Origin of the sequence: Rhizobium sp. BK376 (genome assembly GCF_004341625.1) — a bacterium.
In the GTDB taxonomy this organism is placed as follows: Bacteria; Pseudomonadota; Alphaproteobacteria; order Rhizobiales; family Rhizobiaceae; genus Rhizobium.
In genome coordinates, this window is sequence record NZ_SLZG01000001.1 from 710,346 (window position 1) to 736,512 (window position 26,167).

Here is a 26,167-nt window from a genome sequence, read left to right on the forward strand (position 1 = left end):
TCATCTGCAGCAGGAGGGGTCCGCCATGACCATTGGCCGGAGCATGCTTGTGGGTGCGGCGTTCTTCGCGATTGGCTGTACGTCAGCCTGGCCTCAACAGGTGACGGGTACGCTTGGCGAGGCTGGGGCGACCACCACGATCACCGGAAAACAACTTCCGCCGCCTGATGCGAGCTTTGGCGGCGTGATCAACCAGCGGGCAGATCAATCGCGCCAATGGTGGCCACCGCGCGTCGTGCCGCCAAAAGGCGCGCCCAACGTCCTGCTGATCATGACGGATGACCAGGGTTTTGGCGCACCTAGCACCTTTGGCGGCGTCATTCCTACTCCGGCGATGGATCGCATCGCAAAGGAAGGTCTCCGGTTCACCAATTTCCACTCGACTTCGCTCTGTTCACCGACACGGGCAGCCTTGGTCACCGGACGCAACCATCACTCGGTCGGCTTCGGGGTGGTGGGTGAGATCGCGACCGGCTTTCCCGGCTACGATTCAATTATTCCGGTCGAAAAGGGCACAATCGGCACCATCCTGAAAGAAAATGGTTATGCCACGTCGTGGTTCGGCAAGAACCACAACACGCCCTCCTATCAATCCAGCCAGGCGGGGCCTTTCAACCAGTGGCCGACCGGTATGGGCTTCGATTATTTCTACGGTTTCGTCGGCGGCGACGCCAGCCAGTGGCAGCCGAACCTCTTCCGCAACACGACGCCGATCTATCCCTTCGAGGGCAAGCCGGCCTGGAATCTAGAGACCGCCATGGCGGACGAGGCGATCGGATACATCAAGCAGCTCAAGGAGCTTGCTCCCGGCAAACCTTGGTTTGTCTACTATGTACCGGGTGCGACACACGCGCCACACCATCCGACAACGGAATGGATCAAGAAGATCAGCGACATGCACCTGTTCGACGACGGCTGGAACAAGGTGCGTGAAACGATATTCGCCAACCAGAAACGGCTCGGCATCATGCCTGAGAACGCCAAGCTGACGGCTTGGCCGGAAGGGCTGCCGCAATGGGATTCCCTGAACCTGGAGGAGAAGAAGCTTTTCACCCGGCAGGCGGATGTCTATGGAGCCTATCTCGCCTATGCCGATCACGAAATCGGGCGCGTCATCCAGGCGGTGGAAGACCTCGGCGAACGCGACAATACGCTGATCATCTACATCGGCGGCGACAACGGCGCCAGCGCCGAGGGCATGGTCAACGGCACTCCGAACGAGTTCACGACCTTCAACGGCATTCCGGTGCCGGTCAAGGATCAGTTTCTCTGGTATCCGTTCTGGGGGTCGGAGCGAACCTTCCCACACTACGCCGCCGCCTGGGCCTGGGCCATGGACACGCCATTCAAGTGGGTAAAGCAGGTGCCCTCGCATTTCGGCGGCACCGCGCAGGGCGTCGTCATGTCGTGGCCGGGTCGCATCACAGACCAGGGCGGCATTCGCCGCCAGTTCCACCATGTCATCGACATCGTCCCAACCATCCTCGAGGCTGCAGGCATCCCAGCGCCAGATACGATCAATGGCATCCAGCAGAGCCCGATCGAGGGCGTGAGCATGGTCTACACCTGGAACAAAGCCAACGAGACCGCGCCAACCCGGCATGAAACGCAGTATTTCGAGATGCTCGGCAACCGCGCCATCTACCACGACGGCTGGGTGGCTGCGACGACGCCTGCAACACTGCCATGGGGGCTGAGCACCGCGACGCCACCTGACGTGATCACCGGCTACCATTGGGAGCTCTACAACGTCGGTGAGGACCCGACCCAGGCAACCGACCTCGCGACCCAGCTGCCCGACAAGCTGAAGGAGTTGCAAGACCTCTTCTATTCCGAGGCGAAGAAGTACAATGTTCTGCCGCTCGACAACTCGACGCTTGCCCGTTGGAACACGCCGCGCCCGAACCTCACGGCCGGGCGAACGGAGTTTACTTATTCCGGAGAGCTGAGCGGCGTGCCGGCGAGTGCCGCGCCCAGCATCATGAACAAGTCCTACACCATCACCGCCGACGTCGATATTCCCGAGGGCGGTGCGGAAGGCATGATCGTCACCGAAGGAGGACGCTTCGGCGGCTATGGCCTCTTTCTCAGCAAAGGCGATTTCGGTGTCGGAAGAGGCAAGGTGGTGTTTCTCTATAACCTCCTGGACCTCAAACGCACCACATGGGAGGGGCCGGAACTGGAATCCGGCAGACATAAGATTGTCTTCGACTTCAAGTCCGATGGGCCGGAACTGGGCAAGGGCGGCACGGGAGTGCTGTCGGTGGACGGCACGGAAGTGGCCAAGAACTCCATAGAGCACGGTATCCCCGTTACCTTCCCGGAGGACGAGACCTTCGACATCGGTCTCGACACGAGAACGGGGGTGGCGCTTATCGAGTATCGTTATGATCCGCCGTTCAGATTTACCGGCAAGATCGACAAGCTGACCTTCGAACTGAAACCGGGGACGATTGCAGTGCCCTGATGGCCTGATCAATTAGCAGAAATGGCAGGCGTAAGCGACGAGAGGCAACGCACAATGATGATCAGGGTGCTTGATTTCGCCGCTGTCGGCGAAATCGTTACAGGTGTTGCCTTGTTGATCGCGCCGTCCTGGGTGGGGCAAGTACTGCTCGGGGAGCCGCTCGTTGGTGTTGCCATCGCACCGGCTCGGGTGGCCGGGATTGCGTTATGTGCCCTTGGCGTCGGCTGCTTGCTGAACTCACCTCTTCTGGGCATGTCGGCATACAGCGCCGCTGTGGCACTGTATCTGGGTTACGTCGGTTCGATTGGTGGGCTCGCAGGCATGCTTTTGTGGCCGGCGGTGGCGATCCATGCTGTCCTTTCGATCTTGCTTTTTCGAATCTGGACCAAAACATAATTCGCGGGCATCCGGCCGGCATTCAGCGAGAAAACTCAAGCGAACCTCCCCAGGCGAGGGCCGCGCAAGGGATGATGGAGATGGAGGACCCTTATCTGCTCCGGGCCAATGCCCGATCCGCAGGAAGCCTGATGAAATCGCCCATCGGCGCGACCTCGATTGCGATCGCGGTCGACCGCAAACACGATATGGGGCAAAATCACCTGCGATTGCCGCCCACTCCACTATCGAAGATGCGTCATCATGATCTCTATCCCCCTGCCCTTCGTCGTATCGCTGTTCCTGATCACCATCCTCGTGCAGATGATCCGGCGCGCCGAGGGACAGCTGCGCGAAAGCCGGTTCTTCCTGCTGCTGATCGGGGCCTATGCGCTGCAATCGGTGCTGATCGGCATCCGCTGGGGTTATGACACCAGGGCGATCATGCCTGCGCAGGCGGTGCTTGCGACCGTCATCCCACCGCTCGCCTGGCTGAGTTTCCGCAGCCTCGCCGCCGAAGGGAATGGACCTTCCTGGCTGCTGATCTCGGCCCAGTTTTTGCCGGCCTGCCTGGTTACGCTGCTTTTGATCGTCTGGCCCGATCCGGTCGGGCCGGTGATCACGCTCGTCTTCCTTGGCTATGGAGCGGCTCTCGTCTGGATGGCGCGCCTCGGTCCTGACAGTCTCGTCGCTTCGCGACTCGACGGCGCCGTGCGTTCTTACCGCTCGCTACAGGTCACCGCCTTTGCAATCCTCGGGTCGGCGGTGACGGATGTCGTCATCAGCTATGATTTCGCATCGACCGGCGGCCGGTATTCAGCGTCGATCATCGCCGCGGTCAATATGATATCCCTGCTCGTCCTCGGTGCCGCGGCATCGGTCACCAGCGCCAATACCGCCTCCGACCCGTCGGAGACTGCTGATGAACCGGCCGAGGTCGCGCTGATCGCAACGGAGGAAGATTCACGGATCGCGGCCAATGTCGACAGCCTCATGCGGAGCCGCGAACTCTATCGGGATGTCGACCTGAATCTTGCCAAGATCGCCCGGCGACTTCACCTGCCTGCCCGGCAAGTCTCCAATGCCATCAACCGCATCCATGGCATGAGCGTTTCGCAATATGTCAATAATTTCAGGGTGATGGCTGCCTGCCTGCTATTGGAAAGCACGGACGATCCCGTCACGCGCATCGTCTTCGATGCCGGCTTTCAGACCAAATCGAATTTCAACCGGGAATTCCTGCGGGTGACCGGCCAGAGCCCGACGGCCTGGCGGCAGATGCACCGTCAGCCGCCGAGCAATGTGGCGCGGCTGGAGCGCAAGGCCGCCTCCTGATTGATGCCCCCGCCGCTGACCTACAGCGGCAGTGTCCGATCCCCTTCCCGACCGAAACCCTCAATCTCGAGCCTGTCGGAATAGGCGGAGACGATGGCGTAAGCGTTCAGGTCAGGCGTATCGACCATGCCTTTGAAATTGACGAAATAGGTGCTGTCCCTAGCGCCGAAATTGCCATGGTGATTGTGGCCGCTGAAATAGGCGATGACGTTGTCGTAGCCGGCAAGAAGGTCGAGGATCTGTTCGCTGTCGAACGCGTTGTGATCGTTGACGGGGAAGACGGGATAGTGGTTCAGGACGAAAACCTTCTCACCGTCAACCTTCGCCCTTTCCAGCGTCTCGCGCAGCCAGAGGAATTGCGCGCTGCCGATCGCGCCATTCCAGCGCTTGCCGTTGCTCGCGCCTGCAGCATCCAGCGCCTTCATCCATTGCTTGGCTTCCTGCCTGTTCGGATGGCCCTCCGGCCAAGCGTGCATGCTGACATCGTTGCCATCGAGCGCGATGAAGCGATAGCCATCCTTCGCAAAATCATAATATGCGGCCGGCATGCCGACCCGTGACACGACGGACGAGAGCCGCTCGGGCGCGACCGCGAAATCGTGATTGCCGAGCAGGAAATGGCGCGGGTGATGCAGGGTCTCGTAGACGGGGAACACCGCGTCGAAGCTCTCCCAGATGCCGTCGATGATGTCCCCGAGGGTGACGACAAAGGCCAGATCATGGCGATTGAACTCGGCGATCGCTTCCTGAAGCTTGCCCAGGCTGTTTGCGGGATAGCGGTTCAGCGCAAGATTTGGCTCGATGGGCGCATATTGCGGGTCGGCGATGACGCCGAAGCGGAAGAGAGGTTCTGTAAAGGACATAGGCTTCTTCGGGTCGGGTGGCGTGCCAATACCATATCAAACAAAACACCCGGCGTATGGAGGCGCCGGGTGCGATAATTGACGGCAGGTTTGCCGATTACTTGGTAGCGGCTTCGTAGCGCTCCAGGACGTAGTCCCAGTTGATCAGGCTGTCGACGAAGGCTTCGAGGTACTTCGGACGGGCGTTGCGGTAGTCGATGTAGTAGGAGTGTTCCCATACGTCGACGCCGAGGATCGGGGTTGCGCCGTGAACGAGCGGGTTTTCGCCGTTCGGGGTCTTGGAGATTTCGAGCTTGCCGTTCTTGACGGAAACCCAGGCCCAGCCGGAGCCGAACTGCGTTGCGCCGGCAGCGGCGAAATCAGCCTTGAACTTGTCGTAGCCGCCGAGGTCGGAGGTGAAGGCTGCTTCGAGCTTGCCCGGCAGCTTGTTGCCGCCGCCGCCCTTCTTCATCCACTTCCAGAAATGGATGTGGTTGTAGTGCTGGGCAGCATTGTTGAACAGGCCGGCATTGGTGCCGAAGGACTTCTTGACGACTTCTTCCAGCGGAAGGTCGGCCATCCCTGCTTCTGCAGCGAGCTTGTTGCCGTTGTCGACATAGGCCTTGTGGTGCTTGTCGTGGTGAAACTCGAGGGTTTCCTTCGACATAAAGGGCGTAAGTGCTTCGTAATCGTATGGAAGTTCAGGCAATTCGAAAGCCATGGTCATATCTCCTCTTGGCAATAGATTGCGTCCTTTGGCAGGTGAGCGGGAACATAGGAGCGGAGTGTGAACGTGGCAACACTCGAACTGCCAAAAATCGGTACGCTTTCGGAAAATTTGCCTTTATTTTCCGAAGGACTATCTGGCACCGACGACGTCCAAATCCTCAATTCACGCATCGGTTTATTGTTCCCAACAAGTGAACCGGCGCCGGAGATCGGAGTTTCGAAAACATGACCGGCAAGACAGCCGCGACCATTGCAGCCTTTACGGCAACAGCATTCCTGGCGGGCAGCGCGCTTGCTTCTTCGGACGATGCCTGGAAGCAGTTTTCCGCCGATGTCGAGGCGAAATGTAAGGCGGCAGTCGTCGACCAGCTGCCGCACCCGCGCATCGTCGTCGACCCGACCGGCAGCGAACATTATGGCCTTGCGCTTCTGACCGGCATTCCTAAGGGCGGCAAGACGCAGGCGAGTTTCCTCTGCGTCTACGACAAGCAGGCGAAGACCGCTGAAATCGGCAGCGAGATCGGCGCCGACAAGATGAAGGTGCTGCTTCCCGGCAAAGCGAACCCCGGTAAGGCGAAGGCCGGCAAGACGCCCTGATTGCCCGCAACAGGAGACGCATTTGCAGACGGAGGAAAACCCATGCGTCACATCGCCCTGATCCGCAGGAGCCCTATCCGCCGGATGCTCGCCGCCGCTTCGATCCTTGCCGCGACATCCGTCCTGCCGGTCGCCCCGGCACATGCGGCCGCGCCGAGCTTCGATTGCAAGAAGGCGAAGGGCCAGGTGCAGGAGCTCGTCTGCGGCGATGCCCAGCTTTCCGCACTCGACCGCGAGGCGATGCGGCTTTTCGCGCTGGCGCAGGACAGCAAGCCGAAGGCTTCCGACCGGAAGGCGCTGGCGGCAAGCCAGCAGAACTGGATGAAGGCGCGGGAAAATTGCGCAAGCGCGACCGAAATGCATGATTGCGTGGTCGCCGGCTACCTGAAGCGCATCATGGAGCTCAGGGGCACCTATCCGGTCGCGCGCTCGGCCGACAAGAAAGGCATTAGCCTCGGACCCGATACCGTCACCTGCGAGGGCCTGCCCGCACCGATGACAGTCGTGTTTGCCAATACGCAGACACCGCTTGCCTATCTGAGCTGGGCCGACCGGGCGCTGGTGACCAAGCTCGGCCCCACCGGCTCCGGCGCTCGTTACATTGCAACATCCGGAGATGGCGAAACGGTGTTTTGGATCAAGGGTCGCGGGGCGATGTTCACGCTGCCCGACGGCAAGACGCATCAGTGCAGGATTGCGGAGCCGAAGTAAGCGCCGGCATAGAGCCGATCGGTAGGGCTCAATTGCTGCCGCCAACATCCGCCGATCTGGTCAGCACGGTCATAGCCCGAAGTTCCGCGGTTCCAGGATCGCGATCAAGCACGACCTCGATTACGATCAAGGTCGAGTTTCACGATATTTTCCCTCAGATCGACCGCTGTCGTCACATTGCAGAGGGAAACGATGAAGCTTTTGAAAATCTCGATCGCGCTTTCGATCATCGCCCTTTCGGCGTTGATGGTGCAGCCAGCCTCCGGCGCCAGCGATAATGTCGGCGTTCGCCAGATCTCGGCCCGCTCCGAAGAGCGCGGGACCAATCTCGACGTCACCGTCTGGTACCCGGCGCAATCAGGGGGAACGTCGGTCACGCTTGGTGAAAGCCCGTTCGTTACCGGCACTTCCGCCATGCGCGATTCGCCGATTTCAGAGGGAAGATTTCCCCTCATATTGCTCTCCCATGGCGCCGGCCTCGCGGGATATGCGCAAGCGGTAAGCTGGATTGCGACGCCATTGGCAAAAGCGGGATTCGTCGTCGCGGCCCCAAACCATCCCGGAAATGGAGGCGCTAGTCGATCGGCAGCGGAAACGATGAAGCTTTGGCTGAGGCCCCGGGATATCACCGAGACTCTGAATGCTGTCGAAAAGGACGCTTTCTTCAGAGAGCACATCGACAATGACGAGACCGGCATCCTGGGGCTTTCCGCCGGCGGCAACACCGTGTTGTCGATTGCCGGCGCCCGCATGGATCCCATACGCCTGGCCGCCTATTGCGATACGGACGCGCTCAATGCCTCCCTTTGTGAATGGGTCAGGCAAAGCGGTGTGGATCTTCACACCATGGATTTGCGGCCCGCCAGTCGTGACAACGAAGACAAGCGCATTCGCTTTGCGATGGCGATCGACCCCGCTCCTATCGATATCTTTGATTTCAAGACATTTTCGCAGATCTCAATTCCCGTCGAGATCATAAACCTGGGGCAGCCGGGGAAAATCCCTTTGACTGCCGATGCCTCCCAGATCGCGAAAGCCATTCCGAACGGCACCTATTCCGTGATCGGAGATGCCAGTCATTTCAGCATGTTCGCCGAGTGCAAACCGGGCGCGACTGACATGGCCGAAGCTGAAAAAGTCGGCGATCCGATTTGCTCGGATGGCGGCGGTCGCACAAGAGGCGAAATTCATGCGCAGCTGATCGATATGACTATCGACGCCTTCACCCACGCGCTCAAGACAAGCCGCTAGCAACACGGAAGCGGCTTGAAACAACCAAACTATAAATTCCGCCCGAAATAGACCGTCACTTCAGCGACCTTGTCGCCCTCGAAACGGATCGTTTCGATGTTGCGGAAGCTGCCGCCGCCGATCTTGTCGGCGCGGTAGCCGACGATAACGTCGTCGCCATCGGGCACGAGATGCTCGAAATGAAAGCCGCTGAACACCCTTTCCTTCGGCCAGCAGCGCTCGAAATAGGTTGCCCGGTCGATATGGTCGTCGCGCGGGCTCGAGAAGGTGAAGCCATCGGTCAGCATCGGGCGGACGAGATCGGGGCGCTGGTCGATATAGGCGGCGTAGAGATTGCGGACGGTTTCCAGTCTCGCATCGCTTGTGGACGTCATGATGCATTCCTCGTGTTTTTGTCTCAACGCACCGCGGCGTCGAGACGATCCAATCTGATTGCAAAATGCAATCGGTTTATAGCAGAAATGATAGTAGGAGGCAACTGATGAAGCCTTGCGGCGGCTTGGCAGGGGTTCCCGCATCGTCCAGATTGGGCTGAATTGAGCATGCCGAAAGGACCGCCTCCATGCCCGAGGCCCGACAGATACTGGACCGCCTGAGCCGCCTTGCCGCGAGGGACAATCGCCCCTCGATACCGATTGCCGACATCAAGGGTGCAGCATCGCTTTTCACCTTCGTGACGCATGAGCGCGAGCGCATTGCCGGCTGCGCTTTTTCGCGCGTCTCGATCGTTGTCATCGTGGAGGGCGCCAAGGAAGTGATCAGCATGGGCCGTCACCTGCGGTTTGCTGCCGGGACGGTTCTGGTGCTGCCGGGCGGCTGGAGGGGCGATGTGGTCAACGATCCCGATCCGAAGAGTGGCGCCTATCGCGCCATCTTCATCGATTTCCCGGATGATATCGTGCGCCGGGCGGCCAGGGCCTTGCCTGTCGTCAAAGCCGAGCCGCATTTCTCGCTGCCGCTCGATCCCGTGCTTGCCGCGGCGATCCATCATGCCGGGGAAGGCATCGCCTCCGGCGACCTGCCTGTTTCGCTGGTCAATCATCGCATCATGGAGGTGCTGATCGTGCTCGGCATGCGCGGCGCGCTGCCCGTCAAGCCGGAGACGATGGCCGATCGGGTGCGCGCACTGATCCGCTGGCAGCCGGATCGTGCCTGGACGGCGGAGCTGATCGCAAGCGAGCTCGGCACCAGCAATGCCACCCTGCGCCGCCGCCTCGCCGACGAGGGCACCGGCTTGCGCGAGGTGATTGCAATCGAGCGGATAGCGGCGGCGCAGACGATGCTTGCCGAAGACGGCCTCTCGCTCAACGAAGCGGCGCTCGCCACGGGATACCGATCGACGCGCCTCCTAGCAGACCGGCTTCGGGCTGCCCGAACCGAATTGCATCAACCTCTGACCTCTTGAGCGTTTTCAGACATATTTTGAGCGTTTCGACGCATGAACAGCATAAAGGGTCTGCTAGACCGGCATTCATCCGCTTCACACGAAAGGGCAAGACCATGCAGAGCACGACCCGCCTTCTCCGCGTCATGACAATCGCCGCAGCAGCAACGACTGTCGCGCTCTCCGCCTCGGCGGCCGATCTGAAGGTGCATTTCGACAAGACGGAGCCGGGCGACATATTGCCTGCCCAGAACGCCGCCTGCGTGCCGACGCGGCAGGGCAAGTCTGCACCGGGGCGGAATGTCAGCCCGGCAATCCTCTGGTCGAAAGGTCCGGCAGGGACCAAGTCCTATGCGCTTGCGCTTGTCGACCCGACGGTGCCGACGGATCGCTCCAACTTCAACAAGGAAGGTGTGACTATCGACCGGGATGTTCCCCGCTCCGAGTTCGTGCATTGGGTGCTGGTTGACATTCCAGCCTCGCAACTCCACTTGCCTGCCGGAGCCGATGGCGAAGGCCTGAGCAAATCAGGGCTGCCGCTGAAGCGCACGCTGCATGGGCTTCGCGGCCAGAACGGGGCCGGCGACGGCACGCTGAAGAACGGCCAGCATGGCGGCTACATGGGTCCCTGCCCGCCCTGGAATGACGGGCGCATCCACGAATATCAGCTCACCGTCTACGCTCTCGACGTTTCGGCACTCAAGCTTCCACCCGTCTTCAACCGGGCCGAACTTCTTGCCGCTGCGAAGGGGCATATCCTGGCGCAGGGGACCGCGACGGTGAATTACACGATCAATGAAAGAGCAAGGAAATGACCGAGACCAGATGGGAAGCAGGCGCCACCACGGAGCCTGAAACCGCGCATTGGATGAGAAACATGGTGATCTGCCTCGTCGGCTCCTTCACCACCATCATCGCCATGACGCTGCTGCTTCCCTTTCTGCCGCTTTATGTCGAAGAACTCGGCGTGACAGACAAGGCCGCCATCGTGCAATGGTCAGGCATCGCCTATGGCGCGACCTTCTTTGCAGCGGCCATCGTCGCGCCGATCTGGGGCCGGCTTGGCGATATATACGGCCGCAAGCTGATGCTGATCCGCGCCAGCCTCGGCATGACGATCGCCATCTCGCTGATGGGCATGGCGGGCAATGTCTGGCAGCTGGTCGGCCTTCGCCTGTTTACCGGGCTTGCCGGCGGCTATGCCTCGGGCTCGATGGTGCTCGTCGCCAGCCAGACGCCGAAGCATCGCTCCGCCTGGGCGCTCGGCATGGTGTCCTCGGGCATCATGGCCGGCAACTTGGTTGGCCCGCTGATCGGTGGCGCGCTGCCGCCCATCATCGGCATTCGCACCACGTTCCTGGCGGCCGGCGCCGTGATCTTCCTGACCTTCCTTGCCACGACCTTCCTGATCAAGGAAGACAAGTCGCCTGCGCGCAAAAAGGCGGCGAAGGCAGGCGGCGGCTGGAAATCGATTCCGGACAAGCGGCCTGTCATCGCCATGCTGGCGACCGGCATGCTCTTGATGCTCGCCAACATGTCGATCGAGCCGATCATCACGGTCTATGTCGCGCAGATCGTTCCCAACCAGGCGCAGGTAACGATGATCGCCGGCGTCGTCATGTCGGCCGCCGCGCTCGGCAGCATTCTCTCGGCATCGAGGCTCGGCAAGCTCGCCGACCGCATCGGCCACTGGCCGGTCATATCGGGGGCGCTGTTGTTTGCAGGGCTGCTGTTGATCCCGCAGGCTTTTGTGACCGCGTCCTGGCAGCTGATCGTCCTGCGCTTCCTGATGGGGATTGCGCTCGGTGGGCTCCTGCCCTGCATCACGGCGGTCATTCGCCACAACGTGCCCGATGCCGCGATCGGCAGCATCCTCGGCCTGTCGATCTCGTCGCAATATGTCGGCCAGGTCGCGGGTCCCGTCCTCGGCGGCTTCGTCGGCGGCCACATCGGCATGCGCGCCGTCTTCCTCGGCACCTGCGTGCTGCTGGTTGCCGGGGCGGCCTATAGCTGGATGGTGAAGCCGAAAGAACAGGAATAGATTTTTCTGCCGGGAGTATCGGGTTCTTACCCCTGCTCCCGGCCGCAGATCATGTCCACGCCTGACCGGGCAATCGCCTCCAATGTCTCGCGGCTGTCGCCAGCGCGGGCACGGACGGCAAGGGAATGCATGACAGCGGATGCGAGCTTTGCCAGTGCTTGCGGATCTGCGCTTTGCGGAAGTTCGCCGCGCTCGACCGCGAGCTGCATCCGATTTTCGATCTCATCGTCGAAATCGTTGAGACTGCGGCCCAGCACTTCACGAATGCGGACATGCTGAACGGCTTCCGCTGCGGCCGTGCCGATCAGGAAGCAGCCGCGGGCCGCGGTCTCGCCATGAAGATAGATTGCCAACGCGCCGGCATAGACTCGCGCGATGTTTTCCCGGAGCGGCAGGGATGGATCGAGGGCGTCTGCAAGGACATCCATGCTGTCTTCGCGATATCCCTCCAGAGTATCCAGATAAAGCTCTTCCTTGTCGCCGAAGGCCCCATAGAGGCTTGGCCGGTTGAGGTTGGTTGCGGCGCTGAGGTTGTCCAGCGAAGCCGCGGTAAAGCCCCGATCCCAGAAAACCTCGCGGGCCTTCCCGATTGCAGCCTTTGCGTCGAAGCCTCTCGGCCGGCCGCGTTTCTTCTCATCCTTCATTTTTGTACCGATCCGCATAAAATATCTTGACCCCTCGAATTTTATGCGAAACAGTACAAATGTCCAATGAATATTGACGCGACACTTTCGGATCGCGCTGCCGGAGAGGAAACGATGAAGCTTTATATGCACGCCGCCGCATGCTCCCTGTCCCCGCATATCATCTGCCGTGAGTTGGGTATCGATATCGAACTGATCGACGTCGACCGGCAGACGTTCAGGACGAGCACGGGCGAGGATTATCTCGCCATCAATGGCAACGGCTATGTGCCGGCGCTGGTGCTCGACGACGGCAAGGTGCTGACGGAAGGTCCGGCGATTGTCCAATTCCTGGCGGAAAGCGCGCCGGAAGGCTCATCCCTTCTACCGCCGGCCGGCACTTTCGCACGCAGCCAGGTTCAGTCCTACCTGAATTTCATCACCGCCGAGTTGCACAAGCCGATGGCCCTGCTCTTCAATGCGACCTATGCCGGCGCCCATGAAGGCATCCACGCGTTGGTCTCGAAGAGGCTGCGGTGGGTGAACGACCAGATCACAGGCCCCTATCTCACGGGCGACGATTTCACGGTTGCGGACGCCTATATGTTCGTCTGCCTCAACTGGTCGCCCTGGATCAAGTTCGACCTCACCCGCTGGCCGGCCATTCATGCCTTCATGGCCCGCGTCGGCGCAAGACCTGGAGTGAGGCAGGCGCTTCAAGCGGAAGATCTCGAAGCCTTCGATGCGGATGGCATTTTCTTCGCCCCGCAATCCTATATCGCCTCTACCGGAAAATCGGGGACGCCGGTCAGGCCATGACCGCTCGATCGAGCGGCCGGCAAGGGATATCTGCCTGTCTTGATGCGGTCGCACGGCTTCCGCATCAAGAAGTGGTACGCGCTCAGTCTGCGGAGTTGTTCCGCCCGTAGGCCCAATCCATGTAGAGGTCCAGCGCCTTGCGTGTAACCGGGCCGTGCTGGAATTCGCGGTCGTCGAGCTTGATGACGCTGACGACCTTGGAGTAATTGCCGCTCGTGAATATCTCGTCGGCGTCCATGAAGTCCTCAACCGTGAGCGTCGCTTCACGCACGTCGAAACCGGCCTGGCGCAAAAGGCCTATGACGCGGGCGCGGGTGATGCCGGCGAGGAAGGTGCGGTTGGCGACAGGGGTGTAGACGACGCCGTCCTTGACCATGAAGATATTCGAGGATGCCGTCTCGACGACATTACCGTTCAAGTCGCGCATCAGCGCGTTGTCGAAGCCGCGGCTTTTTGCTTCCCTGACGGCGCGGCCGCTATTGGGATATAGCGCGCCTGCCTTGGCATCTGTTGTCGCCGACTCCGGCGACGGACGGCGATAAGGGGAGACGGTCAGCGAGAAGCCGTCACGGCCGCCCATCGGCGCTTCGAAGAGGCAGAGCGCAAAGCGGGTCGATTCGCCGTCGACCATGACGACGCTGCCGGCCGAGCCGTGTTCGCCCCAATACATCGGCTTGATATAGACCGGTGTCTTGCCGTCGAATTTCTTGACGCCTTCCCAGGCGAGCGCCTCGATCTCTTCGGCCGTCTTCAGCGGCGTCAGGCCCATGGCAACCGCCGAGCGATTAACGCGCTGGCAGTGGAGGTCGAGGTCGGGCGCAATGCCGTCGAACCAGCGGGCGCCGTCGAAGACGGTTGAGCCGAGCCACATGGCATGCGAGGTCGGCCCGATCAGCGGCGGGTTGCCGGAAATCCACTCGCCGTCGACATAGGTCCAGGTGGCGGTTCGGGGCGATGTATCGACAGACATGATGAAATTCCTTTTGCAACTATCGCGAAGTGAAAGCCCCGCCTCCCGAGCGGTCAAGCGGAAATTGCCCGCCAAAAACCATTCGCAAGAAAGCGCCCCGTGCCACCCTATGTCACGCAATTTTCATGCGCGGAAACAACAGCTTGACGAATGGGTCCATCAGGAAAAATGATAGGGTACGTCAAAGGCTATGAAAGCGGGAGATCCCCATGAAAGCGATGTATTACGAGGCCTTCGAGGCCGCCCCCGAAATTCGCACCCTGCCGGACCCGACACCCACGGAAGATGGCGTGGTGATATCCGTCGGCGCGACGGGTCTCTGCCGCAGCGACTGGCATGGCTGGATGGGCCATGACCCCGATATCCGCCTGCCGCATGTGCCGGGCCACGAGCTTGCCGGCAAGGTGGTGGCAACAGGCAGGGGCGTCATGCGCTTTAGGGTTGGCGATCGCGTCACCGTGCCATTCGTTTCCGGTTGCGGACATTGCTCCGAATGCCATTCCGGCAACCAGCAGGTCTGCCCGAACCAGTTCCAGCCGGGCTTCACCCATTGGGGCTCGTTCGCGGAATATGTCGCGATCGATTATGCCGATACCAATCTGGTACATCTGCCCGACAGCATCGACGATGCCACGGCGGCGAGCCTCGGCTGCCGCTTTGCCACCTCCTTCCGTGCCGTTGCCGACCAAGCGCGCACGAAGGGCGGCGAATGGATCGCTGTGCATGGGAGCGGCGGCGTCGGATTGTCGGCGATCATGATTGCCAGCGCCCTCGGCGCCAATCCCATCGCCATCGACATTTCCGAAGAAAAACTGGCCTTTGCCCGTGAGTGCGGAGCAGTGGCGACGATCAATGCGTCCGATGTGGCTGACGTGGCAGAGGCGGTCCGGGAGATCACCAAGGGCGGCGCGCATGTCTCGATTGACGCGCTCGGCCATCCCGTCACCTGCTGCAACTCGATCCGGAATCTCCGCCGCCGTGGCCGGCATGTGCAGGTTGGGCTGATGCTTGGCGAACATGCGATGCCGCAGATCCCGATCGGCCAGGTGATCGGGCATGAGCTGGAGATCTATGGCAGCCACGGCATGCAGGCCTGGCGCTATGACGCCATGCTCGACATGCTGGCGGCAGGCAAGATCGCGCCGCAAAAGCTGATCGGCCGCAGGATCAGCCTGGAGGAGGCAGTGCCGGCATTGATGACGCTCGACAAGGCGGAGGGAACCGGGATCAGCGTGATAACGCAATTCTGAGCGGGCACTCCCCTGCCCTTTGCTCAAAAGACGAGCGGATCAACCGCTGGCGGGACAATCTCGTAGGGATTTCGCCAGCGCGGCCGCCGGCCATTGCACCATTGATCGATCGGACGGCAAGTCTGTTATGCGCATAGCGCAATACTCATAGGCCGGACATTCCCTATATGCAACCGGCTCGTGACGCAAAAAACGTTACGTTTCGGGCGCCTGTGGCATTCCGATCAAGGCGGATCGCCATTTCATGCCGACGGGATCTGCCAATCGATTCGCGGCCTGTTCCGATTTTTCAGCTGTTGCCAAACCATGAACGAAGGTTTAACAGCGCCGGCTCCAAAAATAAGAAAGAGACATCCATGTCCGAAAAGATCGACATTCAACTTCAGAAGGCCCCGGCGCGGACCTTCTTCATTTTGGGCGACCGGATTGAGCGTCGCGCGCGCCTGGAAGGCAACTGGCTGAATATCTTCGACATCACCGTGCCGGCCGGCCACGGCACGCCGGCGCACAGCCAGGCAAGCCCTGAAGTCTTTCGCGTCCTCGAAGGCCAGCTCAAGGTCTGGCTGATGACGGATGTGGGCGAGGAAGAATTCGAACTCGGCGTCGGCGACATCATCACCATCCCGGCTCGCGTGACGCATGCCTATTCCAATCCCGGTTCCGAGCCGACGGTCTTCTCCGCGCTTGTCGACAAGGACGTCGCCGATTTCATCCAGTCGGCCGGCACCAGCAATCCGCCCGAGGCGGACCTGACGCAGGAGGCCGTTGCCCAGATCGTGGCTGACGCCAGCGCGCACGGGATCGTCTATCTCGCAGCCTGACAATGGATGCCGGCGACCCCTTGGCGGTTCGCCGGCAGCGCCCTCAATCCGGAATGGTCAGCGGACCGCAATCGTCATCCGCGATGAAGGTCGCCAGAATCTGCGCTGGCTCCGTCTTGCTGGCATTTTCCGCGAAGAGATGGATAGCGCCCGGTGGTTCGAACCAGGATCGACCGACCGTGTAAGTCTCCGCCGGCTCCCCTTCGAGCTGTGACCGCAACGTTCCCTTGATGACGAATGCCGCCACCGAGCCTGGATGCCGGTGGCGAGGCGTATAACCATTCGGCGGGAAGTCGACGAGGGCCAGCGTCAGCGACTTGCCAGGCACGTTCGGCAATTTCTGGCAGGAGATCGGCGTCACCGTCGTCGCCGGTCGTCCGGCCGCCCCGGATGACTCGCTGGCCATCATGTGCGCCATATTGTGCATCGAGTGGTGATCCACGACATCGGGCGCGATGGCGATGCGCGTTGTGGCAAAGCCCAATGCCGTGACGGCGATGGCGGCAAGGATTGCCGGGCGCAGCCGGTTCCTACCGTTTCGCCGTTGCTGTGGCAAATGCAGATCCGGAAATGTCATATCCTTGATCCCTGATGAGAGTGTCTTGAGGTTATTTCGCCAGCCGGAAGGCCGGGCTCCAACCAAGCGTCCTCACGGCCTTCGCCGATGTCAGCTCACCGCTTGGCTCGGCGATGTTGAAAATGCCGTGCTCGCCACGCTCGACCGCGAGCAAGGCCGCATGGGCGGCGGCGTCGACATGCACGGTGATCGATCCGTTTGCGGCATCGCCCCCCGTGCCCGGCCCGTAGATGCGGCCGTAACGCAAAACGATGCCTGTCAACGGCGGTGACTGAAGGGTTTTTGTTTCCAGCGCGACAACGCCATTCACGCTCGTCCGTCGCGGCTCGAGCGCATCGAGATCCAGCGGCGCCTGCTCGTCATGAGGTTCGCCGCCGGGTGCGTAGGTCCAGGCAATGCTCTGGGCGATCATGCGGCGGGCGCCCGATGCCAGGGCCGCCCTGACGAGATTGTCCGTTCCTTGCCCGCGGATGCGGGCATTGCGTGCGGCAAATTCCGTCGCCTTGGTCGGATCGACCGAGGCCGGCAAATCCGTCAGCTGATGGATCACCACATCCGGCTTGGCGTTGACGACGATCCGCGCCAAAGCGTCAGCATCGAAGACATCGACGATGACGGGCTCGACGCCGAGCGCCCGCAGATTCTCGGCCTTCTCCGGCGAGCGGGTGGTTCCGATGACCGAATAGCCTGCTTCGACGAGGAGGGGCACCAGCCGCCTGCCGATCGCACCAGCGGCGCCGGCAAGAAAAATTCGCTTGGACATGACAGTTCCTTCCGGCATTCGATTTCGGTCGGAGTTTGCAGGCTGGATCGTATAGACAAAAGCACCAAGAACGCTTCGAAATCCTGTACCGTTGATCGCAATGACCGATCTCGCCATCAAACTCGACCGCACCGCCAAGTCTTCGCTCGCAGAGCAGCTTCGCCTTTCCATCGAAGCCGCGATCCTTGATGGGCGGCTGAAGCCGGGGACGCGATTGCCGTCCTGGCAGGACCTCGCCACACAGCTCGGCGTGGCGCGCGGTACGGTGCGCGTCGCCTACGAGCGCCTTCTGGATGCGCAACTGATCGTTACTTCGGGGCCTGGCGGAACGCGGGTCACGGAACATCTGCCCTCGAGGCGGCCGGAGCGAAAAGCCGAGGAACGCCCAAGCTTGCCGATCATGTTTTCGGACTATTCGACGCCGCCGCGGATATTCCAGATGGGCGTACCGGCGCAGGACGCCTTTCCGTTCAAGACATGGTCGCGCACGCTTTCCCGAGCGGCAAGGCAAGTCGCGGCCCTTCCCGTCAGCTATCCCGATCCGCGTGGCGAACGGGCTTTGCGGCAAGAGATCGCAGGCTACCTCGCGGTCGCCCGGTCCATGACCTGCGGCGAGGAGCAGATTTTCATCACCGGCGGCTATAATGGTGCGCTTAGCCTCGTCATCCGTGCCCTGCAGCTCGAAGGCAGGCCTGGATGGATGGAGGAACCCGGTTATCCGATCGCCCGCGCAGCCCTGCGCATCGCCGGAATTACGCCTGTTGCCGTTCCGGTCGATGCCGACGGGCTGGATGTCTCGCTGGGATTGGAGATCGCGCCCGCTGCCGCCTTCGCGCTCGTCACGCCCGGCCAGCAGGCGCCGCTTGGAATGACCATGTCATTGCCGCGCCGGCGGGCCCTGCTGCAATGGGCACAAGAGGCGAAAGCCTGGATCATAGAAGACGACTATCTCAGCGAATTGCAGCTGAAGGGCCGTGCTGCGCCGGCGCTCGCTTCCATCGATCATGGCGGCCGGGTCATTCACATCGGCACCTTCAGCAAGACGATCAGCCCGGCGCTCAGGCTCGGCTTCATCGTGGTTCCGCCGTCGATGGCGCCTCGGTTTGCCGAGGCGGCGGCCTATCTCGCCCCGGCGCCGTTTCCCGGCATCCAGCATGCGGTCGCCGAATTCCTGCGCGACGGTCACTACATTCGCCACCTGAGAAAGATGAAGCGTCTCTATGCGCAGCGGCGCGATCTCCTCAAGCAATGGCTGGATCCCGGCCAGTCTGTCGAGGCCATGGCGGGGCTTGCCCTCGTGCTGCGGCTTCCCAATGGAACGCGCGATGTGGAGATCGCCAAGCGCCTGCTAGCCTTCGGGCTTGCGCCCGGTCCCCTTTCCCCGTGGTATGCAGGTCAAGAGCCCGCCGCCGGGCTGCTGCTCGGCATCACCAATCTCGTGCCGGAGCGGATGGAGGCAAGCTGGTCGACACTGCAGAAGATCATCCGGGAGTTTTCCTGATGCAATCAGGCCTTCCGAGAAGGGATTTTCGCCGCCCCCCTTGCACATGACGTCTTTCATCTCCAAATTGCGCGCCATGCCCGAGAGCGAGCCGTCCAGTTCCCAATCCCGCACGCCCGACCGGTTTACGCCGGACGATGCGGATGGCGATGGCTGTAGCAAATCTTCGCTGCCGGCCTTTTTGAGCCTATCGGATTTCTTATCGAACATAGATCGTAACATTTCTTTCAGCATGCCTGCCTTGCGGTCGCGCGACCTTGTCCTTGCAGCAAACCCCATATTCCAAACAGAGGAGAGAATTGGCAGGTCCGTCCCGGCCGATGCCAAGCTTTATTGATTGATGGTCTTCGACTGGATTTCCGACCCGTCCGCCTGGGTCGGGCTTGCGACCCTGATCGTGCTCGAGATCGTTCTCGGCATCGACAACCTCGTCTTCATCGCCATTCTGGCCGACAAGCTGCCGCCGGCCCAGCGCGACAGGGCCCGCCTGACGGGCCTCTCACTCGCGCTTCTCATCCGCCTTGCGCTGCTTGCCTCGATCGCCTGGGTGGTCACGCTGACGCGGCCGCTCTTTACCGTCATGGGCTTCGGCTTTTCCGGCCGAGACATCATTCTGATCGTCGGTGGACTGTTCTTGCTGTTCAAGGGCACGATGGAGCTGCACGAACGACTGGAAGGCCAGGAAAAGGACGGCGAGAAGAAGATCGTTCATGCCGTCTTCTGGCAGGTGATCGTGCAGATCGTCGTGCTCGACGCGATCTTCTCGCTCGACAGCGTCATCACCGCCGTCGGGATGGTGCAGGAACTGCAGGTGATGATGATCGCCGTGATCATTGCCGTCGGCATTATGCTGTTGCTCTCGAGGCCGCTGATGCTCTTCGTGTCGAAACATCCGACTGTCGTTATTCTCTGCCTCGGCTTCCTGATGATGATCGGTTTCTCGCTGATCATCGAGGGCTTCGGCTTCCATATTCCGAAGGGCTATCTCTATGCCGCGATCGGCTTCTCCGTCATTATCGAGGCGCTGAACCAGCTTGCCCGCCACAACAAGGAACGGCTGATCACGCCGAGCAACATCCGCGACCGCACGGCGGATGCGGTGCTCGGCCTTCTCGGTGGCAAGCGTCCGCAGGGTACGCTCGGCCAGACGGCGGAACTGATCGCCGAACATGCCGAGGAGAAGCAGGTCTTTTCCACAGAGGAAAAGGACATGATCCAGGGTGTGCTCACGCTTGCGGACCGCTCCGTCCGCTCGATCATGACGCCGCGCCCTGACATCGACTGGCTCGACCTCGACAAGCCCGAGGCCGAATTGCAGCACCATATCGTCGAGGTCGGCCATTCGCGCTTTCCGGTGGCACGCGGCAGCCTGGACAATTTCATCGGTGTGGCCAGCGCCCGCGACCTGATGCGCGACATATTGAAGGACGGCAAGGTCGATCCGAAGCGCTCCATACGCCAACCGCTCGTCGTCCATGAAAGCATCAGCGCACTGAAGCTGATGGAGCAACTGCGCCATTCCGGCCAGGCGGTCGCCGTCATCCTCGACGAGTATGGCGAGATCGAAGGCATGGTGACGACGACGGACCTGCTGGAGGCGATCGCCGGTGAATTCCCCGACGAAGACGAGGAAAAGCTGACGATCGAGAGGGGTGAAGACGGCTCGCTGACGGTCGACGGCTGGATCGACATCCGCCACGCATCAAGGCTGGTGGAAGCCGATCTCGTCGACGACACCGATCGATACTCGACGCTTGCCGGCTTCATTCTCTGGCAGCTCGGACACCTGCCGCACGAAGGAGAATCCGTCATCGACGGCAATCTGCTCTTCCAGGTGGTCGCACTGAAGGGTCGCAGCATCGACAAGGTGCGGATCCGCCGGATCGAAGGCGCAATTTGACGCGGCCCTTGTTAGTGCAAGCCGTGTCATAGAAGCGTCATTCGGCGCGCCTATGAGCGCCGCAATTGCTTTGATTGACAGGCAGGAGATTTCCCATGGCATGGTCCGCAAATCAGTATGTGAAATTCGAGGATGAACGCACGCGCCCGGCGCGCGATCTTCTCGCGGAGGTGCCGCTCGACAGCGTCACCTACGCGATCGACCTTGGCTGCGGGCCCGGCAATTCGACCGAACTCATCGTCGAGCGTTTCGGCAAGGCCGGCGTCTCGGGCCTCGACAGCGACCTGAACATGCTGGAAGCGGCCCGCAAGCGCATGCCCGACACGCCCTTCGTCGAGGCCGATCTTGCCACATGGCAGCCGAGCGAACCGGCCGACCTCCTCTTCGCCAATGCCGTCTTCCAGTGGCTGCCGAACCATCTCAATATCTTCGACCGGCTGATGGACGGCCTGAAGTCCGGCGGCGTGCTCGCCATCCAGATGCCGGACAATCTGATGGAACAGAGCCATTTGATGATGGAGGAGACGGCGCATGCCGGCCCCTGGCGCGAGGCCTTCGAAAAGAAAAGCGTCCGTCGCAAGCCCCTGCCCTCGCCTTCGGTCTACTATGACCGCCTGATCGGCAAATCCTCGCGGCTGGATATCTGGCATACCGCCTATAACCACCCGATGGAGAATGCGGCGGCGATCGTCGAATGGGTCAAGGGCACCGGCCTGCGCCCCTATCTCGACCACGCCGGCGAAGAGCACCGCCAGGCCTTCACCGCCGACTACCTGGAACGGATCACCAAAGCCTATCCGCCGCTTACCGACGGCAAGGTGCTACTGCGCTTCCCGCGGCTCTTCATGGTGGCGGTCAAGAAGTAGGGCGGCGAAAGCAGGGGCGAAGGCGCCCGATTGCCGGTGGCCGAGAAATCGATATAGTTATACGTGTTTCTTTCGGAGGCATTCATGCCGAAAACCGGTTCCCTGAAACTCGACATCGATCCCGATCTGCACGCTCAATTCGATGCCGCCGCAAAGACGGCACATCGGGACGTGCAAGATCTCATCCTGGAATTCATGCAGGATTATGTCGCGCAGCAAAAAGAGGAGGAAGGCTACGACGCCTTTCTCCGTGCCAAGGTCGAAAAAGCGCGCATTTCAGCCGCCGCCGGTCGTCTCATTTCGGGCGACGATGTTGAACGCGACGCGGCAGCTTGGCGCTCGCGCTCCTGATGCTTCATGGCTGAGCTTTTCTGGACTGCGGATGCTGCCGAAGATCGCAAACGGATAAGAGCGTATATTGCCACAGAAAATCTCGATGCGGCCAAGGAACTCGACCTCAGATTTTCGGAGATCACGGAAAGACTTCGGCGGTTTCCGTTTTTAGGGCGCTTGGGCCGCGTTCCCGGAACGCGCGAGTTGGTCCCACACAAACATTACAAGATTGTCTATCAGGTGAGCGGCGATATCGTGATAATCCTCACGATCCTTCACACCGCGCAGCAATGGCCTCCGTTGCAGGATTGAGAAGAGATAGGGCGAATTCGTCTCTCCAGCTATCTGAACGAAACCTGTAGACCGGTCCCTGCGAAAGGTCGATCGTCAGGGCCGTTCTGTCCGTGGCCCCTGCTCCAGTGCAAAGGCCAGACAAGGCTCTCCAACCCCGTCGACGAGGCAGCCTCGAAGGAGGACCATGCGCTTTCTCCGTGCATCCGATAGAGGACGCCGCCCGGCCCCATCCCCGGATGGAGCAGTACATCCACATCGAATTCCCGATCGGCAGCAAGATCAGGGCCGAACCAGTAATGCGGGCTGCGCCCCGGCGTCCGCCCCAGTATCAGGGTCAGGGTCTGGCGCTCGCCGCGAAGGCCGAGCCATAGGGGTGCGATGGCAGCGGGTGTGAAAGCCGAAAAGATAGTCTGGGCCGGCGCATGAGGCTGCCCGGAGGTTCTGCCGGTCAGCCGAAATTCGACAAAATCGTCTGTACCTCTTGGACCGGAGAATGAGGCGGAGCTTATGTCTGCGAGGAGTTCGCGCCACTCGCTATCGGCCTTGAGCAAGGGCGGCCATTGCAGGCGCTCGCGCACCGCGCCTTCCGTATCCAGGACCTGATAGCGCAGGCCTTCCTCATCCAGCGCCGCCTGGATGCAATGCAGATATTCGACGCCTTCGGGCATGCGATGCGCGGTTCCGGCGCCGGCCGTGCATATCTGCAGGACGCCCCGCTTCACCTGCACGTCGAATGCGAGGATATGGCTGCAGACATAGGCGAGCACATCGGCCTTGATGAGAATATCCCAGAAACGCTCCGAATATTCGTGCCCGATCTCCCGCTGATAGGTTCCCGAAAATCCGTTCACCGGAAAGACCGGATGGTGGCCGAGGACAATCTTGTGTCGGGCATCGGCATGGCTCTCCAGGGTGGCCTGCAGCCACTCCATCTCGACATGACCCTCGCCGCCCAGCTCGGTCGCCAGCGTATGAACGAAGACCAGCAGAAGGTCGTCCCGGCGCACCCAATAGGCCAGACCCTTCTGTCCCTGCGGTCCGTTTTCCGGGAGCGACAGGATTTCGCGAAAGATCGCTTCGCTCATCCGGTCATAGGTCGTGTGATTGCCGGTCGTGTGCCAGAGCGGCGTTTTGGCGCGATCAAGCCAGCTCATTTCAACATCCAGCCAATGACGCCACTGGGCGCGCAGGTCATCGGCATCTGCCGTCAATCCAATCACCTCGTCGCCGGGAAACAGGATGAATTCCGGTGGCGGATCGAGCCTTTGCACGACTGTATTGACCGAGGCGAATGTCCGCTCGTGAAGAGCGCCGGGCACGCCGGAACAGGAATCACCGTAAAGGACGAATTGATGACCGCCTTTTGCCGGCAGCAGAGACGGAATGGATCTGGACATGTCGATCTCGGGATGGATGCGTCAAAAGTCAAAAAGCCCCGCGTTTGACCGCGGGGCTTTTCGTTGAATAAGCCTTGGCTCAGAGGAACTGGCTGAGGCCCGGCACCGAGTTGACCACTTCGTCGACAACCTGGTCGCCGGCGTGCTGGCGGGCGACCGCGATGGTTTCCTTGGCGAGGTTGGAGATGTCGCCCATGCCGAGGCCGTGGGTCATCAGTTCCTGGCCGAGCGCCATCAGGCCACCGCCGCCGCCGAGAGCGCCCATGATGCCGCCGAGAATGCTGCCGTCGCCGGTTTCAGCGCCGTTGTACTGGGCGACGAGATCGGAAGCACCCGGAATAGATTCGATCATCTTGGTGACCGGACCATCCGGCGCTTCGCGTTGCAGGAAACCGAGCATCATGCCGATGCCTTTTTCCGCGATATCGGGGGAAATGCCGGCTTTCGTTGCGATTTGATCTACGATTTCGTTCATGATGGCCTCCTGCCACTGCTCTTTGACGTTCACGTCAACGTAATTGAACCTATAGGGCCGCTCAAGCCCGGCATTAAGATCAGCCTTCGCTTTCGACAGCGAATGGTTGTTCCTCGCCAAGTCCCTGCTTATAACGACATGAATAGAATGACATGACTAGCATGACATGAAAATAAAACTCATTGCGACGGGTGGGCGCGCAGTGGAACCGGGAGCCTGGATAGATGCAGCAGCAGGATGGACAGATTTTCGTCGGCGCTAGCCGCAAGCCGGACGACAGCATCAACAAGGACGAATATCTGACGCTGAAATACGGCAACCGCCACGGGCTCGTGACCGGTGCGACCGGCACGGGCAAGACGGTGACGCTGCAGGTGCTGGCCGAGGGTTTTTCCAAGGCCGGCGTGCCTGTATTTTGCGCCGACATCAAGGGCGACCTGTCGGGTATCGCCGCCAAGGGCGAAGCCAAGGATTTTCTGGTGAAGCGGGCAGAGGAAATCAGCCTCTCGCCTTATACATTCGAGCAGTTTCCCGTCATCTTCTGGGATATTTACGGCGAAAAGGGCCATCGTGTCCGCACCACCATTGCCGAGATGGGGCCGCTGCTGCTGGCGCGGCTGATGGATGCATCGGAGGCGCAGGAAGGCGTGCTCAACATTGCCTTCAAGATCGCCGACCAGGGCGGCCTTGCATTGCTTGATCTCAAGGATCTGCAGGCGTTACTGAATTATATGAGCGAGAATGCCTCGGAGCTTTCCGGCCAATTCGGCCTGATTTCCCAATCCTCCGTCGGCTCGATCCAGCGGGCACTGCTGGTTTTGGAACAGCAGGGTGCCGAGCACTTCTTCGGCGAACCGGCGCTTGCCATCACCGATATCATGCGCGTCAGCCAGCAGGGCTACGGCCAGATCTCGGTGCTTGCCGCCGACAAACTGATGATGAACCCGCGCCTCTACGCGACCTTCCTCCTCTGGCTGCTGTCGGAACTGTTCGAGGAACTGCCCGAAGTCGGCGACCCCGACAAGCCGAAGCTGGTCTTCTTCTTCGACGAGGCGCATCTGCTCTTCAACGACGCGCCGAAGGTGCTGACCGAGCGCGTGGAACAGGTCGTGCGCCTTATCCGCTCCAAGGGGGTCGGCGTCTATTTCGTCACGCAGAACCCGCTCGACGTCCCGGAGACGGTGCTGGCGCAGCTCGGCAACCGTGTGCAGCATGCGCTTCGCGCCTATTCGCCGCGCGAGCAGAAGGCCGTGAAGACTGCCGCCGACACGTTCCGCCCCAATCCGGATTTCAGCACCGCTGACGTCATCACCACGCTTGGAACCGGCGAGGCACTGGTCTCGATGCTGGAAGCCAAGGGCGCTCCCTCGATCGTCGAGCGCACGCTGATCCGCCCACCCTCGGGCCGCGTCGGGCCGGTAACGGATGCGGAACGGCAGGCCATCATGAGCGCCAGTCCGGTCGCCGGCGTCTATGACAAGGATGTCGACAGGGAATCTGCCTATGAGATTTTGACGGCCCGCGCCCGCAAGGCCGCCGAACAGGATGCGGCCAAACAGGCGGAAGAGCAGCAATCCGGCAATGCCGGCAGCCGCTGGACCCTTCCGGGCTTCGGCAATGACGATCAGGCCGCCTCGAAAAACCAGCCTCGCGGCCGCTCGGGCTACCAGCGTGAGACGATCGTGGAAGCGGCGATGAAGAGCGTCGCGCGGACCGTGGCGACACAGGTGGGACGGGCGCTGGTGCGCGGGATTTTGGGGAGCTTGAAGCGGTAGCCCCCAGCAGGGATCAGCAGCTTCTGTAGAAATAAATAAGACTATCGCTTTTCATTTGATCACAGCTCCGG

The 26,167-nt window shown here is 61.1% G+C and carries 28 protein-coding genes; 19 read left to right on the forward strand and 9 right to left on the reverse strand.

The genetic code is table 11. The features are described 5' to 3' along the window. Positions 1–25: 25 nt before the first annotated feature. The 3 genes from EV561_RS03665 to EV561_RS03675 all read left to right on the forward strand — a co-directional run bounded on the left by EV561_RS03665 (position 26) and on the right by EV561_RS03675 (position 4,177). Entirely contained in the window at positions 26–2,467 is a 2,442-nt protein-coding gene (locus EV561_RS03665) for an arylsulfatase (RefSeq protein WP_132517678.1), read from the forward strand. A gap of 54 nt (positions 2,468–2,521) precedes the next feature. Beyond that, positions 2,522–2,863, forward strand: a complete 342-nt coding sequence (locus EV561_RS03670) for a hypothetical protein (RefSeq protein ID WP_245512577.1) — start codon at positions 2,522–2,524, stop codon at positions 2,861–2,863. Positions 2,864–3,106: 243 nt separating this feature from the next. Further along, positions 3,107–4,177 carry an AraC family transcriptional regulator gene (locus EV561_RS03675; protein ID WP_132517680.1) on the forward strand — a complete coding sequence of 357 codons (1,071 nt, stop codon included), beginning with the start codon at positions 3,107–3,109 and terminating at the stop codon, positions 4,175–4,177. Between the two features lie 20 nt (positions 4,178–4,197). Here the strand turns inward: EV561_RS03675 and EV561_RS03680 are convergent, their stop codons facing one another. Both EV561_RS03680 and EV561_RS03685 read right to left on the reverse strand, forming a co-directional pair. Next, on the reverse strand, positions 4,198–5,040 hold the full coding sequence (locus EV561_RS03680; protein ID WP_132517682.1) for a metallophosphoesterase: 843 nt from the start codon (positions 5,038–5,040) through the stop codon (positions 4,198–4,200). 97 nt (positions 5,041–5,137) lie between these two features. Continuing rightward, positions 5,138–5,740, reverse strand: coding sequence for a superoxide dismutase (locus EV561_RS03685; RefSeq protein ID WP_132517684.1), 603 nt, complete (start codon positions 5,738–5,740; stop codon positions 5,138–5,140). Between the two features lie 72 nt (positions 5,741–5,812). Here EV561_RS03685 and EV561_RS37055 point away from each other — a divergent pair, with 72 nt between their 5' ends. From EV561_RS37055 to EV561_RS03700, 4 genes are all read left to right on the forward strand, one after another. Beyond that, on the forward strand, positions 5,813–5,977 hold the full coding sequence (locus EV561_RS37055) for a hypothetical protein (protein ID WP_165927743.1): 165 nt from the start codon (positions 5,813–5,815) through the stop codon (positions 5,975–5,977). After that, entirely contained in the window at positions 5,974–6,345 is a 372-nt protein-coding gene (locus EV561_RS03690; protein ID WP_132517686.1) for a hypothetical protein, read from the forward strand. The genes EV561_RS37055 and EV561_RS03690 overlap by 4 nt, the downstream gene beginning before the upstream one ends. 42 nt (positions 6,346–6,387) lie before the next feature. Then, the gene (locus EV561_RS03695) at positions 6,388–7,056 is read left to right on the forward strand and encodes an MliC family protein (RefSeq protein WP_132517688.1); all 669 of its coding nucleotides are present in this window, start codon (positions 6,388–6,390) and stop codon (positions 7,054–7,056) included. A gap of 192 nt (positions 7,057–7,248) precedes the next feature. Continuing rightward, the gene (locus EV561_RS03700; RefSeq protein ID WP_132517690.1) at positions 7,249–8,307 is read left to right on the forward strand and encodes an alpha/beta fold hydrolase; all 1,059 of its coding nucleotides are present in this window, start codon (positions 7,249–7,251) and stop codon (positions 8,305–8,307) included. Between the two features lie 29 nt (positions 8,308–8,336). Here EV561_RS03700 and EV561_RS03705 read toward each other — a convergent pair whose 3' ends face one another. Further along, positions 8,337–8,681: a nuclear transport factor 2 family protein gene (locus EV561_RS03705; protein ID WP_132517692.1), complete on the reverse strand. Its 345-nt coding sequence runs from the start codon at positions 8,679–8,681 to the stop codon at positions 8,337–8,339. A gap of 188 nt (positions 8,682–8,869) precedes the next feature. On the opposite strand from EV561_RS03705, the gene EV561_RS03710 reads away from it, so the two are divergent. From EV561_RS03710 to EV561_RS03720, 3 genes are all read left to right on the forward strand, one after another. Then, positions 8,870–9,712, forward strand: coding sequence for a helix-turn-helix transcriptional regulator (locus EV561_RS03710; protein WP_132517694.1), 843 nt, complete (start codon positions 8,870–8,872; stop codon positions 9,710–9,712). Positions 9,713–9,807: 95 nt separating this feature from the next. Further along, complete coding sequence (locus EV561_RS03715) at positions 9,808–10,506, forward strand: YbhB/YbcL family Raf kinase inhibitor-like protein (protein WP_132517696.1); 699 nt, start codon at positions 9,808–9,810, stop codon at positions 10,504–10,506. Then, on the forward strand, positions 10,503–11,732 hold the full coding sequence (locus EV561_RS03720) for a multidrug efflux MFS transporter (RefSeq protein ID WP_132517698.1): 1,230 nt from the start codon (positions 10,503–10,505) through the stop codon (positions 11,730–11,732). Before EV561_RS03715 ends, EV561_RS03720 begins: the two co-directional genes overlap by 4 nt. Before the next feature lie 26 nt (positions 11,733–11,758). On the opposite strand, the gene EV561_RS03725 is transcribed toward EV561_RS03720, so the two are convergent. Beyond that, positions 11,759–12,376 carry a TetR/AcrR family transcriptional regulator gene (locus EV561_RS03725; RefSeq protein WP_132517700.1) on the reverse strand — a complete coding sequence of 206 codons (618 nt, stop codon included), beginning with the start codon at positions 12,374–12,376 and terminating at the stop codon, positions 11,759–11,761. A gap of 114 nt (positions 12,377–12,490) precedes the next feature. On the opposite strand from EV561_RS03725, the gene EV561_RS03730 reads away from it, so the two are divergent. Next, positions 12,491–13,174, forward strand: a complete 684-nt coding sequence (locus EV561_RS03730) for a glutathione S-transferase N-terminal domain-containing protein (RefSeq protein ID WP_132517702.1) — start codon at positions 12,491–12,493, stop codon at positions 13,172–13,174. Between the two features lie 82 nt (positions 13,175–13,256). Here the strand turns inward: EV561_RS03730 and EV561_RS03735 are convergent, their stop codons facing one another. Next, entirely contained in the window at positions 13,257–14,144 is an 888-nt protein-coding gene (locus EV561_RS03735; protein WP_132517704.1) for a branched-chain amino acid aminotransferase, read from the reverse strand. Between the two features lie 209 nt (positions 14,145–14,353). Here EV561_RS03735 and EV561_RS03740 point away from each other — a divergent pair, with 209 nt between their 5' ends. Both EV561_RS03740 and EV561_RS03745 read left to right on the forward strand, forming a co-directional pair. Then, entirely contained in the window at positions 14,354–15,394 is a 1,041-nt protein-coding gene (locus EV561_RS03740; RefSeq protein ID WP_132517706.1) for a zinc-dependent alcohol dehydrogenase family protein, read from the forward strand. A 356-nt stretch (positions 15,395–15,750) separates the two neighbouring features. Continuing rightward, positions 15,751–16,215, forward strand: coding sequence for a cupin domain-containing protein (locus EV561_RS03745; RefSeq protein WP_132517708.1), 465 nt, complete (start codon positions 15,751–15,753; stop codon positions 16,213–16,215). Between the two features lie 43 nt (positions 16,216–16,258). On the opposite strand, the gene EV561_RS03750 is transcribed toward EV561_RS03745, so the two are convergent. Both EV561_RS03750 and EV561_RS03755 read right to left on the reverse strand, forming a co-directional pair. Next, a complete protein-coding gene (locus EV561_RS03750; protein ID WP_132517710.1) occupies positions 16,259–16,792 on the reverse strand; it encodes a cupin domain-containing protein in 534 nt (177 codons plus the stop codon). Between the two features lie 31 nt (positions 16,793–16,823). Beyond that, positions 16,824–17,555 (reverse strand): NAD(P)-dependent oxidoreductase, encoded by a 732-nt coding sequence (locus tag EV561_RS03755; RefSeq protein WP_132517712.1) that lies wholly within the window; start codon positions 17,553–17,555, stop codon positions 16,824–16,826. Positions 17,556–17,655: 100 nt separating this feature from the next. Here EV561_RS03755 and EV561_RS03760 point away from each other — a divergent pair, with 100 nt between their 5' ends. The 5 genes from EV561_RS03760 (at position 17,656) to EV561_RS03780 (ending at position 22,467) form a co-directional block, all read left to right on the forward strand. Next, positions 17,656–19,056: a PLP-dependent aminotransferase family protein gene (locus tag EV561_RS03760; RefSeq protein WP_132517714.1), complete on the forward strand. Its 1,401-nt coding sequence runs from the start codon at positions 17,656–17,658 to the stop codon at positions 19,054–19,056. A gap of 340 nt (positions 19,057–19,396) precedes the next feature. Next, positions 19,397–20,956, forward strand: a complete 1,560-nt coding sequence (locus EV561_RS03765) for a TerC family protein (RefSeq protein ID WP_132517716.1) — start codon at positions 19,397–19,399, stop codon at positions 20,954–20,956. 95 nt (positions 20,957–21,051) lie between these two features. Continuing rightward, positions 21,052–21,822, forward strand: coding sequence for a trans-aconitate 2-methyltransferase (tam, locus tag EV561_RS03770; RefSeq protein ID WP_132517718.1), 771 nt, complete (start codon positions 21,052–21,054; stop codon positions 21,820–21,822). Between the two features lie 84 nt (positions 21,823–21,906). Next, the gene (locus tag EV561_RS03775; protein WP_132517720.1) at positions 21,907–22,173 is read left to right on the forward strand and encodes an antitoxin of toxin-antitoxin stability system; all 267 of its coding nucleotides are present in this window, start codon (positions 21,907–21,909) and stop codon (positions 22,171–22,173) included. Positions 22,174–22,179: 6 nt separating this feature from the next. Continuing rightward, complete coding sequence (locus EV561_RS03780) at positions 22,180–22,467, forward strand: type II toxin-antitoxin system RelE/ParE family toxin (RefSeq protein ID WP_132517722.1); 288 nt, start codon at positions 22,180–22,182, stop codon at positions 22,465–22,467. Between the two features lie 29 nt (positions 22,468–22,496). On the opposite strand, the gene EV561_RS03785 is transcribed toward EV561_RS03780, so the two are convergent. Continuing rightward, positions 22,497–23,846 (reverse strand): metallophosphoesterase, encoded by a 1,350-nt coding sequence (locus EV561_RS03785; RefSeq protein ID WP_132517724.1) that lies wholly within the window; start codon positions 23,844–23,846, stop codon positions 22,497–22,499. A 79-nt stretch (positions 23,847–23,925) separates the two neighbouring features. Beyond that, complete coding sequence (locus tag EV561_RS03790) at positions 23,926–24,321, reverse strand: hypothetical protein (RefSeq protein ID WP_132517725.1); 396 nt, start codon at positions 24,319–24,321, stop codon at positions 23,926–23,928. A 224-nt stretch (positions 24,322–24,545) separates the two neighbouring features. Between EV561_RS03790 and EV561_RS03795 the strand changes: the two genes are divergently transcribed. After that, the gene (locus EV561_RS03795; protein WP_132517727.1) at positions 24,546–26,096 is read left to right on the forward strand and encodes a helicase HerA-like C-terminal domain-containing protein; all 1,551 of its coding nucleotides are present in this window, start codon (positions 24,546–24,548) and stop codon (positions 26,094–26,096) included. The last annotated feature ends 71 nt before the right edge of the window (positions 26,097–26,167 follow it).

Bases quoted from the DNA above. Each gene is read 5' to 3' on its own strand.
- EV561_RS03795 (WP_132517727.1), top strand. From the start codon at position 24,546: ATGCAGCAGCAGGATGGACAGATTTTCGTCGGCGCTAGCCGCAAGCCG.
- EV561_RS03750 (WP_132517710.1), bottom strand. From the start codon at position 16,792: ATGACATTTCCGGATCTGCATTTGCCACAGCAACGGCGAAACGGTAGG.
- EV561_RS03670 (WP_245512577.1), top strand. From the start codon at position 2,522: ATGATGATCAGGGTGCTTGATTTCGCCGCTGTCGGCGAAATCGTTACA.
- EV561_RS03680 (WP_132517682.1), bottom strand. From the start codon at position 5,040: ATGTCCTTTACAGAACCTCTCTTCCGCTTCGGCGTCATCGCCGACCCG.
- EV561_RS03700 (WP_132517690.1), top strand. From the start codon at position 7,249: ATGAAGCTTTTGAAAATCTCGATCGCGCTTTCGATCATCGCCCTTTCG.
- EV561_RS03745 (WP_132517708.1), top strand. From the start codon at position 15,751: ATGTCCGAAAAGATCGACATTCAACTTCAGAAGGCCCCGGCGCGGACC.
- EV561_RS03720 (WP_132517698.1), top strand. From the start codon at position 10,503: ATGACCGAGACCAGATGGGAAGCAGGCGCCACCACGGAGCCTGAAACC.
- EV561_RS03685 (WP_132517684.1), bottom strand. From the start codon at position 5,740: ATGGCTTTCGAATTGCCTGAACTTCCATACGATTACGAAGCACTTACG.
- EV561_RS03765 (WP_132517716.1), top strand. From the start codon at position 19,397: ATGGTCTTCGACTGGATTTCCGACCCGTCCGCCTGGGTCGGGCTTGCG.
- EV561_RS03755 (WP_132517712.1), bottom strand. From the start codon at position 17,555: ATGTCCAAGCGAATTTTTCTTGCCGGCGCCGCTGGTGCGATCGGCAGG.
- tam (WP_132517718.1), top strand. From the start codon at position 21,052: ATGGCATGGTCCGCAAATCAGTATGTGAAATTCGAGGATGAACGCACG.
- EV561_RS03790 (WP_132517725.1), bottom strand. From the start codon at position 24,321: ATGAACGAAATCGTAGATCAAATCGCAACGAAAGCCGGCATTTCCCCC.
- EV561_RS03725 (WP_132517700.1), bottom strand. From the start codon at position 12,376: ATGAAGGATGAGAAGAAACGCGGCCGGCCGAGAGGCTTCGACGCAAAG.
- EV561_RS03695 (WP_132517688.1), top strand. From the start codon at position 6,388: ATGCGTCACATCGCCCTGATCCGCAGGAGCCCTATCCGCCGGATGCTC.
- EV561_RS03675 (WP_132517680.1), top strand. From the start codon at position 3,107: ATGATCTCTATCCCCCTGCCCTTCGTCGTATCGCTGTTCCTGATCACC.
- EV561_RS03785 (WP_132517724.1), bottom strand. From the start codon at position 23,846: ATGTCCAGATCCATTCCGTCTCTGCTGCCGGCAAAAGGCGGTCATCAA.
- EV561_RS03780 (WP_132517722.1), top strand. From the start codon at position 22,180: ATGGCTGAGCTTTTCTGGACTGCGGATGCTGCCGAAGATCGCAAACGG.
- EV561_RS03775 (WP_132517720.1), top strand. From the start codon at position 21,907: ATGCCGAAAACCGGTTCCCTGAAACTCGACATCGATCCCGATCTGCAC.
- EV561_RS03715 (WP_132517696.1), top strand. From the start codon at position 9,808: ATGCAGAGCACGACCCGCCTTCTCCGCGTCATGACAATCGCCGCAGCA.
- EV561_RS03735 (WP_132517704.1), bottom strand. From the start codon at position 14,144: ATGTCTGTCGATACATCGCCCCGAACCGCCACCTGGACCTATGTCGAC.
- EV561_RS03690 (WP_132517686.1), top strand. From the start codon at position 5,974: ATGACCGGCAAGACAGCCGCGACCATTGCAGCCTTTACGGCAACAGCA.
- EV561_RS03710 (WP_132517694.1), top strand. From the start codon at position 8,870: ATGCCCGAGGCCCGACAGATACTGGACCGCCTGAGCCGCCTTGCCGCG.
- EV561_RS03730 (WP_132517702.1), top strand. From the start codon at position 12,491: ATGAAGCTTTATATGCACGCCGCCGCATGCTCCCTGTCCCCGCATATC.
- EV561_RS03705 (WP_132517692.1), bottom strand. From the start codon at position 8,681: ATGACGTCCACAAGCGATGCGAGACTGGAAACCGTCCGCAATCTCTAC.
- EV561_RS03760 (WP_132517714.1), top strand. From the start codon at position 17,656: ATGACCGATCTCGCCATCAAACTCGACCGCACCGCCAAGTCTTCGCTC.
- EV561_RS03665 (WP_132517678.1), top strand. From the start codon at position 26: ATGACCATTGGCCGGAGCATGCTTGTGGGTGCGGCGTTCTTCGCGATT.
- EV561_RS03740 (WP_132517706.1), top strand. From the start codon at position 14,354: ATGAAAGCGATGTATTACGAGGCCTTCGAGGCCGCCCCCGAAATTCGC.